The sequence below is a fragment of the Chitinophaga sp. MM2321 genome (assembly GCF_964033635.1).
Taxonomy (GTDB): domain Bacteria; phylum Bacteroidota; class Bacteroidia; order Chitinophagales; family Chitinophagaceae; genus Chitinophaga.
This window is the reverse complement of sequence record NZ_OZ035533.1, coordinates 6,401,832-6,421,225: the sequence shown is the minus strand read 5'-3', so window position 1 is coordinate 6,421,225 and position 19,394 is coordinate 6,401,832. Positions and strand designations below refer to the sequence as shown.

The 19,394-nt window shown below is 45.6% G+C and carries 19 protein-coding genes; 7 read left to right on the top strand and 12 right to left on the bottom strand.

Annotated features, from left to right (window positions below; all coding sequences use genetic code 11):
• The first annotated feature begins 21 nt into the window (after positions 1–21).
• A complete protein-coding gene (gene recO, locus ABQ275_RS25290; RefSeq protein WP_349315933.1) occupies positions 22–759 on the top strand; it encodes a DNA repair protein RecO in 738 nt (245 codons plus the stop codon).
• Here the strand turns inward: recO and ABQ275_RS25285 are convergent.
• The 4 genes from ABQ275_RS25285 to rsfS form a co-directional block, all read right to left on the bottom strand.
• Positions 736–1,542 (bottom strand): UDP-2,3-diacylglucosamine diphosphatase, encoded by an 807-nt coding sequence (locus ABQ275_RS25285; protein WP_349315932.1) that lies wholly within the window; start codon positions 1,540–1,542, stop codon positions 736–738. The two genes, recO and ABQ275_RS25285, sit on opposite strands and share 24 nt — an antisense overlap.
• Positions 1,543–1,676: 134 nt before the next feature.
• Complete coding sequence (locus ABQ275_RS25280; protein WP_349315931.1) at positions 1,677–2,312, bottom strand: lactate utilization protein; 636 nt, start codon at positions 2,310–2,312, stop codon at positions 1,677–1,679.
• Between the two features lie 8 nt (positions 2,313–2,320).
• Positions 2,321–4,348 (bottom strand): ATP-dependent zinc metalloprotease FtsH, encoded by a 2,028-nt coding sequence (gene ftsH / locus ABQ275_RS25275; protein WP_349315930.1) that lies wholly within the window; start codon positions 4,346–4,348, stop codon positions 2,321–2,323.
• Positions 4,349–4,421: 73 nt separating this feature from the next.
• A complete protein-coding gene (gene rsfS, locus ABQ275_RS25270) occupies positions 4,422–4,826 on the bottom strand; it encodes a ribosome silencing factor (protein ID WP_349315929.1) in 405 nt (134 codons plus the stop codon).
• A 153-nt stretch (positions 4,827–4,979) separates the two neighbouring features.
• On the opposite strand from rsfS, the gene ABQ275_RS25265 reads away from it, so the two are divergent.
• Positions 4,980–5,729 (top strand): biotin--[acetyl-CoA-carboxylase] ligase, encoded by a 750-nt coding sequence (locus ABQ275_RS25265; protein WP_349315928.1) that lies wholly within the window; start codon positions 4,980–4,982, stop codon positions 5,727–5,729.
• On the opposite strand, the gene ABQ275_RS25260 is transcribed toward ABQ275_RS25265, so the two are convergent.
• Positions 5,730–7,277, bottom strand: coding sequence for a glycosyltransferase family 39 protein (locus ABQ275_RS25260; protein ID WP_349315927.1), 1,548 nt, complete (start codon positions 7,275–7,277; stop codon positions 5,730–5,732).
• 362 nt (positions 7,278–7,639) lie between these two features.
• Here ABQ275_RS25260 and ABQ275_RS25255 point away from each other — a divergent pair, with 362 nt between their 5' ends.
• Positions 7,640–8,578: an AraC family transcriptional regulator gene (locus tag ABQ275_RS25255; RefSeq protein WP_349315926.1), complete on the top strand. Its 939-nt coding sequence runs from the start codon at positions 7,640–7,642 to the stop codon at positions 8,576–8,578.
• An 89-nt stretch (positions 8,579–8,667) separates the two neighbouring features.
• Positions 8,668–9,660, top strand: a complete 993-nt coding sequence (locus tag ABQ275_RS25250; RefSeq protein WP_349315925.1) for an aldo/keto reductase — start codon at positions 8,668–8,670, stop codon at positions 9,658–9,660.
• 52 nt (positions 9,661–9,712) lie between these two features.
• On the opposite strand, the gene ABQ275_RS25245 is transcribed toward ABQ275_RS25250, so the two are convergent.
• The 4 genes from ABQ275_RS25245 to ABQ275_RS25230 form a co-directional block, all read right to left on the bottom strand.
• A complete protein-coding gene (locus ABQ275_RS25245) occupies positions 9,713–10,048 on the bottom strand; it encodes a translation initiation factor (RefSeq protein ID WP_349315924.1) in 336 nt (111 codons plus the stop codon).
• Positions 10,049–10,068: 20 nt separating this feature from the next.
• Complete coding sequence (locus tag ABQ275_RS25240) at positions 10,069–10,950, bottom strand: diacylglycerol kinase family protein (protein ID WP_349315923.1); 882 nt, start codon at positions 10,948–10,950, stop codon at positions 10,069–10,071.
• 10 nt (positions 10,951–10,960) lie between these two features.
• Positions 10,961–11,812 carry a carboxylating nicotinate-nucleotide diphosphorylase gene (gene nadC / locus ABQ275_RS25235; RefSeq protein WP_349315922.1) on the bottom strand — a complete coding sequence of 284 codons (852 nt, stop codon included), beginning with the start codon at positions 11,810–11,812 and terminating at the stop codon, positions 10,961–10,963.
• Between the two features lie 182 nt (positions 11,813–11,994).
• On the bottom strand, positions 11,995–12,405 hold the full coding sequence (locus ABQ275_RS25230) for a DUF4783 domain-containing protein (RefSeq protein WP_349315921.1): 411 nt from the start codon (positions 12,403–12,405) through the stop codon (positions 11,995–11,997).
• A 308-nt stretch (positions 12,406–12,713) separates the two neighbouring features.
• On the opposite strand from ABQ275_RS25230, the gene gpmI reads away from it, so the two are divergent.
• The 3 genes from gpmI (at position 12,714) to uvrC (ending at position 16,997) form a co-directional block, all read left to right on the top strand.
• Positions 12,714–14,237 carry a 2,3-bisphosphoglycerate-independent phosphoglycerate mutase gene (gene gpmI, locus ABQ275_RS25225; RefSeq protein WP_349315920.1) on the top strand — a complete coding sequence of 508 codons (1,524 nt, stop codon included), beginning with the start codon at positions 12,714–12,716 and terminating at the stop codon, positions 14,235–14,237.
• Positions 14,238–14,604: 367 nt separating this feature from the next.
• Positions 14,605–15,189, top strand: coding sequence for a hypothetical protein (locus tag ABQ275_RS25220; RefSeq protein ID WP_349315919.1), 585 nt, complete (start codon positions 14,605–14,607; stop codon positions 15,187–15,189).
• A gap of 2 nt (positions 15,190–15,191) precedes the next feature.
• Positions 15,192–16,997: an excinuclease ABC subunit UvrC gene (uvrC, locus tag ABQ275_RS25215; RefSeq protein WP_349315918.1), complete on the top strand. Its 1,806-nt coding sequence runs from the start codon at positions 15,192–15,194 to the stop codon at positions 16,995–16,997.
• 41 nt (positions 16,998–17,038) lie between these two features.
• Here the strand turns inward: uvrC and ABQ275_RS25210 are convergent, their stop codons facing one another.
• The 3 genes from ABQ275_RS25210 to gldN all read right to left on the bottom strand — a co-directional run bounded on the left by ABQ275_RS25210 (position 17,039) and on the right by gldN (position 19,378).
• Entirely contained in the window at positions 17,039–17,635 is a 597-nt protein-coding gene (locus tag ABQ275_RS25210; protein WP_349315917.1) for a DinB family protein, read from the bottom strand.
• A gap of 64 nt (positions 17,636–17,699) precedes the next feature.
• Positions 17,700–18,275 (bottom strand): Crp/Fnr family transcriptional regulator, encoded by a 576-nt coding sequence (locus ABQ275_RS25205; RefSeq protein ID WP_349315916.1) that lies wholly within the window; start codon positions 18,273–18,275, stop codon positions 17,700–17,702.
• Positions 18,276–18,346: 71 nt separating this feature from the next.
• Complete coding sequence (gldN, locus tag ABQ275_RS25200; protein WP_349315915.1) at positions 18,347–19,378, bottom strand: gliding motility protein GldN; 1,032 nt, start codon at positions 19,376–19,378, stop codon at positions 18,347–18,349.
• Between the last annotated feature and the right edge of the window lie 16 nt (positions 19,379–19,394).

Here is a 19,394-nt window from a genome sequence, read left to right as displayed (position 1 = left end):
GCTTAAACACGCACAGCAAAAATGCTCCACAAAACCCGCGGCATCGTAATACGTACAGTGAAGTATGGCGACACAAGCGTGATCGTTAGCGTCTTTACGGAATTGTTCGGGCTACAATCCTACATCGTAAACGGCGTGCGCTCACAGAAGCCCAAAGCCGCCAGGGGCAACCTGTTACAACCGGGAAACATCCTGGACCTCGTTGTTTATCACAATGAAATAAAAAATCTGCAACGCATTTCTGAATTCAAGCTGGGCTATATTTATACATCGCTGCATTTCAGTGTGGCAAAAAACACCGTGGCTCTATACCTCATAGAATTGCTGCAAAAGTGCCTGAAGCAACCGGAACAGCAGCTGGAGTTGTACTACTTTACGGAAAACACCCTGCAACTGCTGGATGTATCCACCATGGCGGTAACGGCCAACCTGCCGCTATATTTTACGCTGAAATTGGGAGAACACCTGGGGTTCAGGCTGAATGGCCGTTTCTCTGAATACTCGCCCTACCTGGATTTACAGGAAGGTACCTTCTCTTATCTTCCGCCACATCATCCCTATCATCTCGATCCTGAAAGCAGTTCTCTCACAGATCAGTTATTCCAGTGCAGTGAAGTACAACACCTCGCCGGGATCAGTATGAATAAAGAAAGAAGAAGAAGGTTGCTCTATGCATACCTCGATTTTTTCAGACTTCATTTGCCTGATTTTACCGAGATGCATTCGCCCCCCATCTTACATGAGATCCTGGACGCTTGATCTGGCGGCCTTTTCACCGGCTGCTGTAAAGTATTTTAATTCGGTTGTTTGTCCGTCATAAACGGCGTAGGAGCAATAGTTGAGCCAGTCGCCCAGGTTAATGTAACGGCTGTTATTGCCTACTTTAATATCCAGCGGCAGGTGCCGGTGGCCAAAAATGAAGTAATCGAAATGTTCCTGCTGTAAAATTTCTTTGCTGTAAATAGCCAGCCATTCTTCTTCTTCTCCCAGGTATTTCTCCAGTTCCTGACCTGTTGCAGCGCGGCTTTTACGGCTGAAATAATTAGCCAGTGAAATGCCCCATACCGGATGGATACCGGAAAAGAGCCAGCGGCAAAAAGGATTCCTGAATACTTTTTTCAAAAACTTATAGCCATGATCGCCAGGGCCGAGCCCGTCGCCATGACCTATATAGAATTTCTTACCGGCTATTGTATAGGTTTGCGGTTCGTAGTAAACCGGGATGTTTAATTCTTCTTCAAAATATCCGTTCATCCACATATCATGGTTACCGATAAATACGGAAACCCCGATACCCTTGTCTGTTAAGGCTGCAAGCCTGCCCAGGATGCGGGTATAGCCTTTGGGAATAACATGTTTATACTCAAACCAGAAATCAAAAATATCACCCACCAGGAAGATGTGTTGCGCGTCTTTTTCCACCTGATCCAGCCATTGCAGGATGAGTTTCTCCCGCTCTCTGCTGGTGGCAGCATTGGGCGCACCGAGATGGAAGTCGGATGCAAAATATATTTTCTTACTGGCTGGTAAAGGAATGTCCATGCTTAAAATTATGAAGCCTTTTTTATTCTTTCAGCAAAAAAGCTGAATAAATAAAAGGCTTTTAGTTGTCAGCTGGCAGCAGGCAACATTTGTTCACCTGAAAGCTGATAACTAAAAGCCATAAATGCTGTATGTTATTCGTCTACTAAAAATACGTATACTTCTTTGGGTCCGTGAATCCCTACCACCAGTGTTTTCTCAATATCTGCCGTGCGGCTGGGGCCTGTTGCAAAGGATACGGCTGAAGGTAATTCGTTGCCGTATTTATCCTTCAACTTGCTGAACGCATCCTTCAGGTCAAATACCAGCTGGTGTGTATAGGCAATGATGATATGAACGGGGGCATATACCGGCAAGGCTCTTCCACTGGGTTGTGCGCTGCTCAGCACTGCTGTACCCGTACGTGCTACCAGGTATTCACAATCGGTAATGGCGGCATCTGCGTGGTGCATATCGCCCTGATTCAGAAAAGGTAATTCGTTTTGATGCAACGTTTTCATCAGCAGCGGGGTCTGGCAAAGTACATTCTGCCATTCCTTCTTTTCTGCCAATGTGCGCAGGTTTTCAATAAGCTCTCCTTTACCGGTACAGAAAACAAATTTCCCCTGTAACCTGGTGAACTCCTCTGCGAACTTTAACTCCAGCCCTTCGTTCTCTGTCTTAAAAACAGAAGAGTTGCCCTCCGAATTCGGGAAGGGCAACTGTACTGACTGACTTAACGCATTCCGTATTCTCTTCAGCATATTTTCCTTGGCAGGAGAAATCTTCATATCGCTATTTATGCATTAGCTGGTGAAGGAGAAGGGTTGATGATGTCTGACGGATGAACACCGTCTGTAGTCATGCCTTCTTTATTCAGTTGGTGTTCTCTGTGTACATCGTAAGGACGTTTACCGATCAGTCTTTCCAGGTCGGCCTGGTATAAAACTTCTTTTTTCAGTAATTCCTCTGCGAGTATCTTCACCTGATCCATCTTGGATGTAAGCAGGTCTTTCGTTCTGATATAAGCGGTAGCAATCAGTTTTCTTACTTCATCATCAATCATCTTGGATGTTTCTTCAGAGTAAGGTTTGGTAAATGACTGGTCGCTGTTCGGATCATAGAAAGATACGTTACCAACTTTATCGTTCATACCATACACGGTTACCATTGCATACGCCATACGGGTAATTACCTGCAGGTCGTTTTGTGCACCGGTAGAAATTTTACCGAATACCAGTTCTTCTACAGCACGGCCGCCAAGGGTCATGCATATATCGTCCAGCAATTGTTCGGTATTGTACAGATATTGTTCCTTCGGAAGATATTGTGCATATCCGAGGGCAGCAACACCACGTGGTACGATGGTTACTTTTACCAGGGGATTAGCATGCTCCAGGTGCCAGCCGCAAATAGCGTGACCAGCTTCATGGTAAGCAATGACTTCTTTTTCTTCCGGAGAGATGATTTTGTTTTTCTTTTCCAGACCACCAATTACACGATCAATCGCATCATTGAAGTCATCCATTTCCACTTGTGTTTTGCCTTTACGGGCAGCTATCAGCGCCGCTTCATTACATACGTTGGCAATATCGGCACCAGCGAAACCAGGCGTCATGGAAGCCAGTTTTTTCACGTCCAGGATAGGAGATGTTTTGATAGGCTTTAAATGCACTTCAAAAATGGTTTCCCTTCCGGCCAGATCCGGCTTGTCGATAGAGATCTGACGATCAAAACGACCCGGGCGCAATAACGCACTATCCAGTACATCGGGGCGGTTGGTAGCAGCCAGGATAATGATACCGCTGTCTGTTCCGAAACCATCCATTTCTACCAGCAACTGATTGAGGGTGTTTTCACGCTCATCATTACTCATCATCACGTTCTTGCCTCTTGCACGGCCAATGGCGTCAATTTCATCGATAAAGATGATACAAGGCGCTTTTTCACGGGCCTGTTTGAACAGGTCACGTACACGGCTCGCACCCACCCCTACAAACAGTTCCACGAAATCGGAACCGGACATAGAGAAGAAAGGAACCTGCGCTTCACCCGCCATGGCTTTCGCCAGCAAGGTCTTGCCTGTACCCGGAGGACCTACCAGTAAAGCGCCTTTAGGAATTTTACCTCCCAGGGCGGTATACTTTTTAGGATTCTTCAGGAAATCCACGATCTCCATTACTTCTACCTTTGCTTCATCCAGACCAGCCACATCATTGAACGTAATGTTCACGCGGGTGCCTTTATCAAACAGGGTAGCTTTTGATTTACCGATATTGAAAATGCCACCCGGGCCACCACTACCACCGGCAGGGCCACCCATCTTACGCATCAACAGTATCCACAAACCAATTATCAGGATGATGGGCAATAATAACTGGAAGATAGGTTCAAACCAGCTCTGACGTTCGTCATAAGAGATCTTCACCTGTTTTTCCATAGGCACATCAGCCTGGGCTTTGTCTATATCTTTTTTGAAACTCTCTTCACTACCGATAGAAAACCGGTAATGAGGACCAAGGTTTGCGCCACCAAATTTGCTTTTGGAAACCTCGTTGAATTTTGACAGTTTTAAGCTATCAGGGTTTATGTAGACTTCTACATATTTCTTGTTTACAACTACCAGTTTATCTACATCACCAGGTTTCAAATATTTTACCTGAAACTCCTGGAAGCTGATTTCTTTGGTAGGGGATCTGAAATCAAAAAAGTTCATTGCGAGCAAGGCTACACCTATAAAGGCGTACACCCAGTATATATTGAACTTCGGTCCTTTCTTAGGCGATTTTTCTGAACCCTTGTTGAAGTTATTGCCTCCTTTTTCCATAATCTTACGCTCCTTTACGGATGTTTATTGCAATCAGAATTAGATAATATTAATACTTTCCCGACTGTTTTACTCAGTCGTCATTGTGTTCCATCCTGTCGGCGTCACTCCACATTTCTTCAAGACTATAGAATCTCCTGGTTTCCGGCTGGAAAACATGGACAACGATATTCACATAATCTACGAGGATCCATTGCTGGGCAGTAAACCCTTCGTGTTTGTAAGGTTCTTCCCCGATCTGTTTCTCTACTTCATGAGCCACATAATCAGCGATTGCCCTTACCTGGGTATTGGAATTGGCTTCACATAATATAAAGAAATCGGCCACGGCTTCAGGAATCTGGCGCAGATCCAGGGATACGATATTTTCCCCCTTCTTTTCCTGTATGGCCTTTATGATGGTGGTAAAAATTTCACTTTCTCTGGATAGACGCGTTTGCGCTTTTTTCCTCGTGCTCAGAACGGTTAAGGGTGCCAATAAATCTCGTTTTTGTTAAAAATAAACTTTAATTGTCAAAGTTACTAAACAAGCACTAATATAACACGTAGAAATATCATGCTCAGGGCCTTCCAAATGTTAAGAAAACAATAAAATAAATTACTTTTCCGGCCCGAAATAAGACTAAAAAAGATGCACGTGATAGGTTACCCGTTTTATATCTTAGATGAAATAGACAGCACCAATAACTATGCCATGGAACAGGTAAATTCAGGGCAGGTCACATCCGGCACAGCCTGGTTTACCAGCAACCAGACAGCAGGAAAAGGAACCCGTGGGAAACAATGGATAGCCAACCCCGGAGATATTATGGCGCTTACGGTAGCCCTGCAACCTGCTATGTTACCGCTTTCCCGGCAGTTTATGCTCAGTGTGGCCATAACACTGGCAACCACTGATTACCTTTCCACCCTTGCCGGCGACGAAACTAATATTAAATGGCCTAACGATATTTACTGGCGTGACAGAAAGGCAGGAGGCATCCTCATAGAGAACGTTTTACGGGGAAATGTATGGCATTATGCCATAATAGGCATTGGATTGAACAGTAACCAGGCTACTTTCCCCGACCATTTACCAAATCCCGTTTCTCTGAAACAGATCACCGGCAAAACATGGGACCCCGTTTCCATCGCAAAGGAACTGTGCACCTGTCTGGAAGAACGGATTCGCCAACTCATCCCAGCCAATTTTGAACAACTGCTGGATGAATTTAAATCCCGGCTTTTCCGCTGGCAACAACCAGCCCTCTACCGGAAAGACGGGGAGCTTTTCCAGGGCACCATCCGCGATGTATTGCCGGACGGTCATCTCTGCCTGGAAAAAGACGGAGAAATACTGCAACTGGGATTCGGTGAAGTGGAGTTTATCATCCCCAAATAATCACTTGCCCACACCCCGGTATCCCTGCTGTCTGTCAGTAATCATTTTTTGTAATAAAACAGGTAGTTGTGGAGACAGATCCGACAACAGGTATACCCCTGAACCATACTCGCGGGCCAGTGTATCTTTCAGCGCACCCATTTGTTGTACCCGGCCAATGTATTCCAGTGGTTTTCCCCTGGGCGTTTCGCCTACTTTAATAATGTAACGGATGGTATCAAGTTTCGGAAACCAATACACATAGTCGGCATCGAAAGATACCGCCAGCGGCATCTCACCCCGGTTATAATAATTAACCGCACCTGCTTCTCCATAATTTTCACATATCACCAGCGTGTACGGCTTATCTGCTTCGGGAATCCGCTGATAGGCTGCCAATGTCAGACCAGCCAGTTCATGCCAGCCAAGCATATCCGCAAAATCCTGCGGCAACGGATGATCTTTCCCATCTTCCCAGCGTAATAATCCCAACATACGGAACTTGCCCGCCCTTTCCCGGATCTGTTCCGGCGCCATTACAGGAAAGATGGCACTGAGCAGGAAAACAAACGGTACAATAATAACAGCCACCCATAAGATCCGTAAATGCCTGGTCCAGCCATGTGCAAACACCCGCTCCCAGTAAGCACATCCAAAGGCAATCAGTACCGGATACAAACCAAGCGAGTAATAACTTTTAGCACGCAGGTAAGTAAACAACAGGATCACAAATATGTATGTCAGCAGGATGACCCGATAAGGCCGGTAAGGTTTGTGAAAAAGCAAGGCCACAAAAGCAGCCACAATAATAAACGCGCCTCCTATAAAAAAGATAAACTGGTCGCTGATAAAATCCAGCCGGCTCACATTTACCAGTTGGTATTCAGACAACTCTTTCATATGGTGGATAACCGGTAACCCGTGCTGTATCTGCCATACCAGGTTGGGAGATACGATCAGCAAAGCCAGCAACCCACCGATATACAGGTTTTTATCTTTAAATATTTTACGGTGAGAAGATAATAACAACGCTCCGATCAAACCGATAACAAGAAAGATAATATTATACTTATTCAGGAAACCAATACCGGTAACAACACCCATCCACAACAACCATTTGCCCTGCTGCTGGCGCAGGTATAACATCAGCAGCCAGAACAACAGCGTCCACGACAGGACATCCATGGAATTTGGCTGATATAAAAGGTTCAGACGCGACATGGCTGAGCAGACAAACAAAGTAGCCGCCAACACCTGCGCATACCAGCCTCCATCAATAAATGTGATCATCTTCCAGATGATCACCATTGTAAGTGCACCGTATAATGCCGGAAAAAAATGTATCCAGAAAACGCCATTGCCCAACCACTTTATCAGTAGCGAATTAAAGGCGGTGAATGGAGGTACGGATAAATAACCCGCGCTGATATGATTGGCCATGTCCAGGTGCAGGTACTCGTCGCGCTGCAAATCATAAGCAGGGCTTATCACCCAATACTGGAATATTATCTTTACAACTACAAACAACAACAATAATATCAGGGAACTCCGGCGATCATTCAGGTTCATATGAAAGTATTTGTAACTTGAATAGGGTTAAAAAATTATCATCATAAAAAAAGCGGAAACATGTGTTTAAGAAACACAGCATTTCCGCTTATAAATTTAAGTATCTTGTTTATCGCCTTATGTGGCAGGCCGCTCTACACAAGCAATCATCAAGGTTTGATGATAACAAGATTTTGGTTGATAAAGGCGTTAACAAATTGTGAAATTTTTTCAAACTTATCAAAAATGAATTTGCAACATCTGTTCATTTTTGTCAAACACCCAGTATTAACAAGGCTTTCCGGCTATTTATTTTTATTAAAATTTAACATGGCAATAATGATGAGCGGTAAAAACTTATCCGGAATTGCTTAAATTTGAATATGCCTACTCATAAACCCGCTTCCATCCAGGTGAAAACAATGGAGGATTTTAACGACGAACTCCTGCTTTACGCACAAAATGCGATAACGCCGAAAGCGCCTGTACGGGGCAGTTTTGCGATACATGAGCGATCTGAACTTCCCTGCAAAGATGAAGTAACGGCAAGCAGACGCGATTATTACAAGATCAGTTTCTTTTCAAAAGGAAGTGGCCTGTTTACCATGGGCGATACACAATATCATATAGATGGTCCTACACTATTGTTCATCAATCCGAACGATGTAAAAACATGGCGCGCAAGTTCTGAATCGCAGGAAGGCTACTACTGCCTGTTTACAGACCTGTTATTTGATGCCCCGCGCAGCCTCCAGGAAGATCTGCTGCAACACCCGCTGCTACAGCCGGGTGCACAGGCAGTATTTTCTTTAACGGAAGAACAAAGTGACTATCTCCAGTCTATCTTCCGCCAACTGTTAAGGGAATATAAGGAGAATGCCGCCTTTAAACAGGAAGCCATTCTTATCTATCTGAAATTATTATTGCTGGAAGGCAGGCGGATTGCTGCACAAACAAATAGTCCGGCCCGCATACAAACCGCAGCGCAACTTTTGTCGCAGCGGTTCACAGATAAACTGGAGAAACAGTTCCCGATAGAATTTTCCCATCATCAGCTGGCGCTTAAAACTGTGAAGGAATTTGCGCAGGTATTACACACGCATCCCAATCACCTGAATGCCTGCGTAAAACAGGTTACAGGACGCACAGTCAGTGAGCACATCCGCCAGCGCATGCTGCTGGAAGCACGCTTACTCCTCATCCATACCGATTGGCACATCGCTGAAATAGGCTGGTGTCTTGGGTTTGAAGACCCCGGTAATTTCACACACTTCTTCAAAAATCACAGCGGACAATCACCACACATTTACCGCGCGCAGTAATACATTGATTTTAACAAGTATTACTGTGACTACTACAATTGCAATCCCTGTACCTGCACTTACATTTGTATCTCTAAAACATTAACATTATGCAGTACAGAAAACTAGGAAAAACAGGTGAGTCAATATCAGCTATCGGACTGGGTTGCATGGGCATGTCATTTGCTTACGGCAATGCGGCGGATTTCAATGAACAGGAATCTCTTGCAACACTGGAACTGGCACTTGATTTAGGTATTAACTTTCTGGACACGGCCGATATGTACGGACAGGGTAAAAATGAAATCCTGTTGTCAAATATATTGGCCACCAAAAGAGATAAAATATTCCTCGCCACCAAATTTGGCTTCCGGTACAGAGAAGATGGCACTACTTATTTTGACGGTTCTGCCAAATACCTGAAACAGGCTTGTGAAGCAAGTTTGAAAAGATTAAAGGTAGATGTGATTGACCTCTATTATTCACACCGGGTAGATGATAAAGTTCCGGTAGAAGAAACAGTAGGTGCCATGGCCGAACTGGTAAAGGAAGGAAAGGTGCGCTATCTCGGTCTTTCCGAAGCGAGCGCCGACTCTTTGAAAAAAGCCCACGCAGTGCATCCTATTGCGGCGCTGCAAAGTGAATACTCTCTTTTTACAAGAGATGTGGAAGGCAGTATTTTAGCAGCAACCCGTGAGCTGGGCACTACCCTGGTGGCTTACAGCCCACTGGGAAGAGGACTTGCTACCGGCGCCATCACCAATACGGGCGCGCTCAGCGATGGTGATTTCCGTAAAAATTTACCCCGTTTCCAGGAAGGTAACTTCGAACAGAATTTACATACAGTAACAGCACTGGAAGCATTTGCCAAAGAAAAAGGTATCACCGGTGCGCAGTTGTCGCTGGCCTGGTTGCTGGCACAGGGCGATGATATTGTACCCATCCCCGGTACCAAGCGCAGAAAATATCTGCAGGAAAATGCCGCTGCGGCAGACGTTCATTTTAGCCAGGCAGACCTGAACGCCATTCAGCAGATCCTGGAAGGAAATGCGGTAGCTGGCGCACGCTACACCGAAGGTGGTATGAAACTCGTAAACCGTTAACAGTTGAAGATTAAAAAGGATTTTCCTGTCGGGCCGGGAAAATCCTTTTTAATTATTTTAATGCCGGTTTATAGCCCCAATCCTGCAACCACTTCACTATTTTATCTTTATAATCTCCCTGGATCAGTACCTGTCCGTCTTTTACGCTACCGCCGGTACCGCATTTGGTTTTCAGTTCTTTGCCGAGCTTTTCCAGATCTTCATCTTTCCCGATAAATCCATCTATCAGTGTTACCACTTTGCCCGCACGTTTTTTCGTGTCCAGCTTTACTTTCAGCGGCTGCTCAGCAGGCGGGAGGGTTACTGCGGATTCCCGGTGTTCCCGTTCAAAGGAAAAGTTAGGATCGGTGGAATAAACGATCCCGCTGGTATTTTTCTTCTTAGACATCTTCCTGATAAATTAAAAGGTTAATCATTTACCACTACTTTAATTGCCTGCGGGTGAACCCGCAAACGCACTGTACCACCTGCTGAAAGGGGAACGGCATCGCCGTCTACCTGGAGGTATTGAAGACCTTCACTGCTGACAGTAATGTCCCTGCCGGTAAAGTGTTTCATAAAGCGTGTTTTATCAATATTCCCTAACAATGAACAGATGCTTACAGGAAGCAGGTGATAAAAGCGCACCGGTGGCATGATACAGAGATCCAGCTGCCCGTCAAATACACTCGCTGCGGGCGCCAGTTTAAACTCATAGCCAAACTGGTTACCGTTTGCTACTGTGAGCAAAAATGCCTTCTCCCGGAGTGTTTCCCCATCTATATCAATGGTGTAGGATGCCGGCTGATAACTGGTAAAGCTTTTCAGCACCAGTTTTGCATAACCGGACAGTCCCCGTTTTGCAGTATGACGAAACTGTTCTGCAATCAGTGCATCGAAGCCCACGCCGGCGTTGCTGAGGAACAGGTGTTCATTGGCATAGCCCACATCAATGGCACGCTGCTTGTTGGCCACTATCAGGTTGAGCGCCTTATTCACATCCAAAGGAATTTTCAATGCGCGCGCCAGTCCGTTTCCACTGCCGAGGGGCAAAATAGCGAGGGCGGTGTCGCTATCTACAAGCCCCTGGGCAATTTCATTGATAGAGCCATCACCGCCAACAGCAACTACGGTATGCACGCCATTCTTTACCGCTTCTCTCGCCAGGTCAGCACCATGGCCAAGATAGGCGAGGTGCGTAATACTCACATCAAACCGGGCCGGCGGAAAATGCCGGCTGATAGCATCTTCCAGCCGCTTTTCACGATCAGTACCCGCTTTGCGGTTTATGATAAACAGAATCTTCTTCAAACAATCTTATTTAATGTATAATCGCCTTCAGGCTCAAATCCAGGCTCACGGCATGATGAATGATAGCACCCACGGAAATGAAATCTACGCCCGTTTTTGCATAGTCTTCGAGATTAGTGAGTGTGATACCGCCGGAGGCTTCTGTTTCAATGCGGCCATTGATCAGTTGCAGGGCTTCCGCTATCTGATCAGGTGTAAAATTATCCAGCATAATACGGTCTATCCGGCCGGCAGCCAGTACTTCCTTTACATCTTCCAGGTTGCGGGTTTCTACTTCAAGTTTCAGCGGCAGGTTGTTATCTTTCAGATAGTTCACGGTTTTATTCACCGCAGCGGTGATACCACCTGCAAAGTCAATGTGATTATCTTTCAGCATCACCATATCATACAATCCCATCCTGTGATTAACGCCGCCGCCTATACGAACCGCTTCTTTTTCCAGCATTCTGAAATTAGGGGTGGTTTTGCGGGTATCCAGCACACGGGTATGGTATCCTTTCAGTTTTTCCACGTACTGGTGGGTGAGGGTAGCGATGCCGCTCATACGCTGCATACAGTTGAGTACCAGCCGTTCACCCATCAGGAGGGTATGTACGGCGGCTTCTATTTCAAAGGCAGCTTCTCCGGCTTTCATCACGTCCCCGTCCTGCTTCAGTGGCTTGAATACGGTGTACATATCCAGCCATTTGAAGATGGCGGCGGCTACTTCCATACCTGCCAGTATCCCATTTTCCTTTATTTTGAGCAAAGCATTACCCTTTGCTGTAGGCGGTATACAGGCCAATGTGGAATGATCGCCATTTCCGATATCTTCTGCCAACGCGCTTCTGATAAACGCATTCAAAGCTGCTTCGTTTAACATATATGAGTTCGTTTTGTTGGTTCCGGCTTCCTGCAAAGCGCAGATCTTCAAAGATCTTAAATATAACGGTTGAACCGCTGTACTTCTTTACGCCGTAGCATGAAACCGCTGCAAAAATAAAAAGTGCCCCGCAATTAAATGCGGAGCACCGTTCTTTTTCAATTAATTTATGGTTTGCGTTGCTACTTACTCTCGAATCGTAGTTCATTCAGGACCATAGAGCCGCCTTTCTTCTGTAGAAAGAAGGATAGCCTGTAATTGCCGCCGGACGTAGTCAGCGTGCCAATACCGAACTTTGATGCTTCTCCACCCTGGTGCACCAGTTCAAAGGATTTCACCTGGTTTTTGGAAAAGAAATCTTTTAAAATAATTTCTGCCTGTGCTTTGCTATAGGAATTCGCCTTTCCACCTATATTTATTTCAACATTGTTATCGAGGTAACGGGATAAACCATTTACATCTCCCTGCTTAATAGCACTTACTACATCTTCAAACGGGCCGGCCACTGTGTTATTTAATGAGCTCGCCGACAGCGTAAATGCTGAAATAATTCCTCCCAACAACACCCCCAGCACAATCAATAGCTTTTTCATTGTCAGTTTTTTTATTAAAATTTGATTTTTTTCAAGCTCAAATTAAATGCGAAAACTATGCCAAACACGCTGTAAGTCAACAAAATCACATCATCGTGGTAGCTATGAAGTCATAAATCATAACAGATAGATAATATGTATTTTAATTTGAATAATTAATATGCGGAATCTATCCGATGCTGCTCAACCGTTCACATTATTTCCAATAGCTTTATTTTTGTAAAATATTTCGAAAGTATTCAACATCATTATAAGTACTTTCACGTCCCAACTTGAAAACATTAATAATAACCTTAACCAGATAGGATATGGAAAAGAAAAGAGCCATTCTCGTAATTATGGACGGATGGGGCGAAGGTAAAATTCCTACAGCCGATGCCATTGCACATGCTAAAACACCCTTTGTAAGCAGCCTGTACAACCAATATCCCCACAGTAACCTTGTTACCTGCGGTGAAGCGGTAGGCTTGCCCGACGGGCAAATGGGCAACTCTGAAGTAGGCCACCTCAATATCGGCGCCGGCAGAATTGTATACCAGGAGCTGCAACGCATTAATGTTGCCATCAGAGAAGGCGAACTGGCCAAGAACCCTGTTTTGCAGGACACCCTGGCACATGCCAAGAACAATAACAAAGCACTTCATCTCATAGGACTGGTCAGCAATGGCGGTGTGCATTCCCACATCGAACATCTGAAAGCACTCACCCAGATAGCCAAAAATTATGGCCTGGAAAAAGTATTCATCCACGCCTTTACGGATGGCCGGGATACCGATCCAAGGAGCGGGCTGGGCTTCCTGGAAGACCTTTCTGCCCATCTTGCCAAAACCACCGGGAAAATAGCCTCCGTAACCGGCCGCTATTATGCCATGGACCGCGATAAACGCTGGGAACGCGTAAAACTGGCCTATGACGCCCTGGTAAAAGGCGCCGGCACGCCAACACACGACGTACTAACCGCTGTAAAAGCCTCCTATGCAGAAGGCGTAACAGACGAATTTATCAAACCTATCATTGTACAGGACGCAGAAAACCAGCCGGTAGCTACCATCCAGGAAGACGACGCCGTACTGTGCTTCAACTTCCGGACAGACCGCTGCCGCGAGATATCACAGGTGCTGACCCAGGAAGCCATTCCGGATTTCGGGATGCAGCCGCTCAACGTGTACTACACCACCATGACGGATTACGACCGTACCTATAAAAATGTACACGTGATTTTTGAGAACGATAACCTCAACATGACACTGGGTGAAGTATTGGCCCAGGATAACTGTACACAGATCCGCATCGCCGAAACAGAAAAATATCCACACGTTTCCTTCTTCTTCTCCGGTGGCCGTGAGAAAGAATTTGATGGCGAACGCAGACTGATGGTGGCTTCTCCTAAAGTAGCGACCTACGACCTGCAACCCGAAATGAGCGCCAACGAACTAACCGATACCATTGTTCCGGAACTTGAAAAGAAATCAGCTGATTTTGTTGTGCTCAACTTCGCCAACGCCGACATGGTAGGACATACCGGTGTATTTTCAGCAGTAGTGAAGGCAGTAGAAACCGTAGACCATTGCGTAGAACGCGTGGTAACCGCAGCACTGGCCAGCGACTATACCGTTTTCCTCACTGCGGATCATGGTAATGCCGACTTTATGATCAATGCTGACGGCAGTCCCAATACCGCACATTCACTCAACCTGGTACCGTTCTTTATTATCAATAAAGATTTCAAAGGCACTGTAAAAGATGGTAAACTGGGAGATATCGCCCCTACCATCCTTCATTTCATGGGACTTCCCATTCCTACAGAAATGACAGGTAACCTCCTCGTATAGGACAAAGATTAGCAGGATTAACAGAATTAGCAGGATTGAACGGGTAGATTTAATAGAAAAGAATAACATAATAATTGTTATCTCCTATAAATCTACCCGTTCAATCCTGCTAATCCTGTTAATCCTTATAATCTTGGTCACCGGTTCAATCCTGCTAATCCTTTTTATCCTATTAATCTTGGTTTAATCCTGGTCCCCTGTAACTTTTACTTTACCCATCCCGTTTAACAGGGAATACCAACAAAAATTATCAGTCATACAAACTGATTTATATATTTTTAGTGCTCTCGACAGATTTGCTCATGCAACGATGCGCCGTTTTCACGGCGCATTTTTTATGACCCCATTTAAGTGCTAATTTTGCTGCATGAAACATTACCGCTATGTAACGGTACTATTAACCATACTCGGTTTTATAGCCTGTAACCCGGATCAGGAAAATCCAAACAGACCCGCCAATGATAAATTTGAGCAGCTGCCTGCGTATTTTAACGGGGAAAAAGCACATATCCGTGCCAGTGGCTTCAATTTGTATAAAACGGTTGTACTGAATGGACAGAAAGACAGCATCACGATAAGCGGTTCAGACAGCACGGCCGTACAGGATCTGCTGAAACCCTTTTCTGATATGGATCTCAACAAGCCTTCCCTGCGGGATGAATACGATACTTCCAGTTTGTATGATCCGTTTTCCGGCAGAAGATCCGTGATCTATAAATCGAAAGGCAAACAAACTTATCCTTCAGAGATCACCATGGAACTTGATAAGAATGGCACCATACAGCAGGTGAATATACATGCCTACACCCGCAATATGGTGTACGAATACCGCCAGGACCTGCTTTATCAACGCGATAAAATGGTACGCATTACAACCTGGCAGAAGATAGCTTTCCTGGCGCCAAAAGAGCTGGAGATCAGTGTAATGATAGCGCCCAAAAACAGGATGTAAAGATGACAGCAGCTGAATTTCACCAAATATCACATACTATTCCCGTAGATGCCGGCATCTACAAATATTACGATGAAAAGGGCGTACTGTTATACGTAGGCAAAGCCAAGAGCCTCCGCAAACGGGTGAGTTCCTATTTTGTAAAAAATCATGATAACTACAAAACACGGAAACTCGTTGAACATATCCATCACATTGAGTTTACCATTGTAAACTCCGAACAGGATGCTTTCCTGCTGGAAAATTCACTGATCAAACAATTCAGGCCCAAGTACAACATCAACCTGAAAGATGATAAAACATACCCGTACATCGTTATCAAACATGAATCTTTCCCCCGTGTATTCTTTACCCGCAATGTAATCCGGGATGGTTCCGACTACCTGGGACCTTTCACCTCCGTAGGGCGCGTCCGTGAAATACTGGAGGTGATCAAATACAATATTCCCCTGCGTACCTGTAACCTCAATCTCTCTGAGCAAAACATAAAGAAAGGAAAGTTCAAAGTATGCCTGGAGTATCACCTGGGTAACTGTAAAGGCCCCTGCGAAGGATTACAAACACAGGAAGACTACCGGGAAGGACTGCAACAGGTAAAGAATGTACTGAAAGGCAACCTTACGCCCGTTGTAAACCTCTTCAAGGAACAGATGCAGCAGCATGCCATCAATATGGAATTTGAGAAGGCGGAGATCATGCGTAAGAAAATTGAAAGCCTGGAAACTTACTCCGCTAAATCTACCATCGTGAATAACCGCATGGGCAATGTGGATGTATTTTCTATTCTCAGCGAAGGCAATCATGCATATGTCAACTATCTCCGTATCCTGAACGGTACTATTGCCGATACCAAAACCGTAACACTGGAAAAGCAGCTGGAAGAAAGTGAAGAAGAAGTGCTGGCGTATGCCATCGCCTACCTGCGGGATGTATTTAAAAGTATCACCGATGAAATCGTAGTACCGTTGCCGTTAGTATACCCCGAAAGTAATATTACGGTTACTGTTCCCAAAGGTGGGGATAAAAAGAAACTGCTGGAACTGTCTGAGAAAAATGTAAATTATTTTAAGGAAGAATTATACCGTAAAAAGATCCTGCACCTGGAAGGCAAAACCGACATGGAAAGGAAACAGGTGCTATACCAGCTACAGGCCGATCTGGAACTGCCGGCATTACCGGAGCATATTGAATGTTTTGATAACTCCAACTTCCAGGGAAGCTACCCTGTAGCCGCCTGTGTGGTATTTAAAGATGGAATGGCTTCCAATAAAGACTACCGGCACTTTAACATTAAAACCGTGGAAGGCATCAATGACTTTGCTTCCATGAAAGAAATAGTATTCCGCCGTTATAACCGGCTCCTGGCAGAACAACAGCCGCTGCCCCAGCTGGTAATCATTGATGGCGGTAAAGGCCAGCTCAGTTCTGCGATGGAAAGCATCCGTGAGCTGAACCTGATAGGTAGTATGACCGTAGTGGGGTTAGCCAAAAATGAAGAAGAAATATTTTTCCCCGGAGATTCTGAAAGCATCCGTTTACCCTATAACAGCGAGAGCCTGAAACTGATACGCCGGGTCCGCGATGAAGTACACCGTTTCGGTATTACCTTTCACCGGCAGAAACGCAGTAAAGGCACTTTCAAAAATGAACTGGAAAGCATTAAGGGCATCGGTGAAAATACTGCTACCCAACTGCTGAAAACTTTCCGGTCTGTAGCCAAGATCAAATTGCTGTCGGAAGAGGACCTTGGCAAAGAAGTGGGCGCCGCCAAAGCCAAACTGGTATGGAATCACTTTCATAACGGATAGGTATATACGTTATTTATGATCCACACTTCCCACATAGCCGGCTAAACTAAATTCCCTATTTGTTGCAGACAGGTATCAATGGCCTTCTCCGCCTGCTGTATATGCCTGTTGATATGTGCAGTCAGGAAACCGAAAGTATCCCCTATGGATAACCGGATGAAACGCGACAGGGAAGTAGGTACTTTCACCGCCTGCAGATCTATTTTTTCTGCGCGCAGCAATAATGTTTCCATCGTTTCCTGCTGGGCTATAAATTCCCCGATCACCGCTGCTGTATCCGGCTTAATGGCCGGCAGATGCCCCTTCGGGGATTTCATGCGGGAACGCAGTTCACCATCTTCTTTTGGTTGCATCAGGCGTGTAAAGTAGGCTCCCAGCCAACTACTATGAAAGTAAGCGGTGGGTTTACTTCCTTGTAACTCAGCGGTGCTGATTGCCTTTTCCAGCGCAGGCAGGTAATATCTTCCATAAGTATTTAAATGCTCCAGGCATTGTATGGCACTCCATTTACCGGGCATGGGTGCATGTTGCAGGATAGCCGCGCTCTTTTCACCAAAACGGTTTTCTACCTTGTATTGTGTGGCAACAATCTGTTTACGCAGGTTTTGCAGCAGCTCATTACTTTTAATCGGGGGCATAATTGAATATTTAGTACAAAATTAGGGAGGTCCGAAACAGAAAAAGTTGGTGCAGATCAACATTTTATAGTTTTACGGCATGCAGCAGTTTACTGAAGGTAGCGGGGTCTATACCCAGGTAAGCCGCCAGGTATTTTTGCGGGATCAGTTGTAATACCTGCGGGCTGCGGGTAAGGAGCGTCCTGAATTTCTGTTCTGCGCTGAAGGAAAGCAGTTCTTTATGTCTTTCCAGTACCCCGCCAAGCGCCGCTACAGTCCCCAGCCTGGCCCAGCGTTCTATCAGGGGGTATTGTAAGGTAAGACGGTTGAAGTCTGCATAGGTCATCCGCAGCAGCTTACTGGCCGTTAATGTTTCCAGGTACCAGGGGGAAGGTCGTTGCAATTGAAAAGAGTCCATGATCCCCGAAAAGGAGCCGGTGTAGGAAAATATGATGGTGGATTCCTTGTCGCCTTCCAGGCAAAAAATACGTTGTACGCCCTCCAGCACAAAGTAGAGATAACGTTCTACTTCGCCCGCAGGGGTGATCATCGCTTTTCGTTTATACTGCACCGGTAGCCAGCATGCGGACATCGCCTCCCATTCTGCCGTGGGGAGTGGCATGATCTGGTAAACAGTTTTTTGTAACAGCGTCAGGGACATACTGTAAGATAAAAAAAAGAAAGGCAATCAGTACAACCTGATTGCCTTTCCTGTATAGCGTTTAGTTCATATTAATATTGCCACAGATCCTGCTCCTTGTTAAAGATACGGTCCTTGATGGCTTGTCCTTCGAGGAGGCGCATGGTACCGTCTTTAATGTAATCCTTGATTTCGCGGTTGTAGGTATTGTTTTCCTTCACTACATAACTGCCGAAGAAGCGCATTTCAAAAAGATCTTCCCAGCTGATAGTAGAAGCATCGTTATTCTGGTTATATACATCGTATTTGGCCAGTGTAGGACGCATGTCAGGATAGTATACCCAGAATAAAGGGATGGAAGCACGGATGGTGCCATCTTCATTTATACGGGATACCATGGGCGCAATACCGAGGATACGGACTTTCAGAGCAGAAGCTTCTTTGTCGAACACCCATACTTCTTTGATCTTGTACTGTTTGATGGTACGTGGATCGAAGTCATCGCGGGTGGTCACCATTTTTTCTTCACCTGTTACCGGATCGATACTACGAACGGTTCTTTCTTCCCCGCTGATTTTACCTAGGATTTCATCGTAGGGCATTACGGTGGTGAAACGGTCATCGATAGGGTTGAAAGCCTCTACCTCTTTATTTTTGATTGCCTCCAGCAGAATGCTAATGAACAGCTGATTGGTACCACTTTCGTCTTCCACGTTATACTGGAAGGGAAGGTTTATTTTCTCCCGGACGTCGATCACCTGCCATACGCGTTTTTCCCAGAACCTGTCATCCTCGCGGATGTAGTCATAGACAATGGGAACACGTTCTCTGGCGAGGCTTCTTTCCACGACTCCGTCTACACGCAATGATTTGCGTGGCGTATCTACAACGGGGCCGGTAAGACCGTCCGGACGCTGGGATACAGCAGGAGCAGGTGGCGGTGGCGTCACAGCATTACCTGTTGCGGGGTTTACCACCGCATTAGGGTCCTGCTGGGGAGTTGTACCTTCTGTAGCGGTTCTGCGGCGGGTTGTACCACCACGGCGTTGCGCTTCAACGGCTGTTGCCAGCAGTACCAGCAACATTGTGCACCAACCAATTCTGTTAAACATTACTGCTCGCATAATTCAGTAATTTATG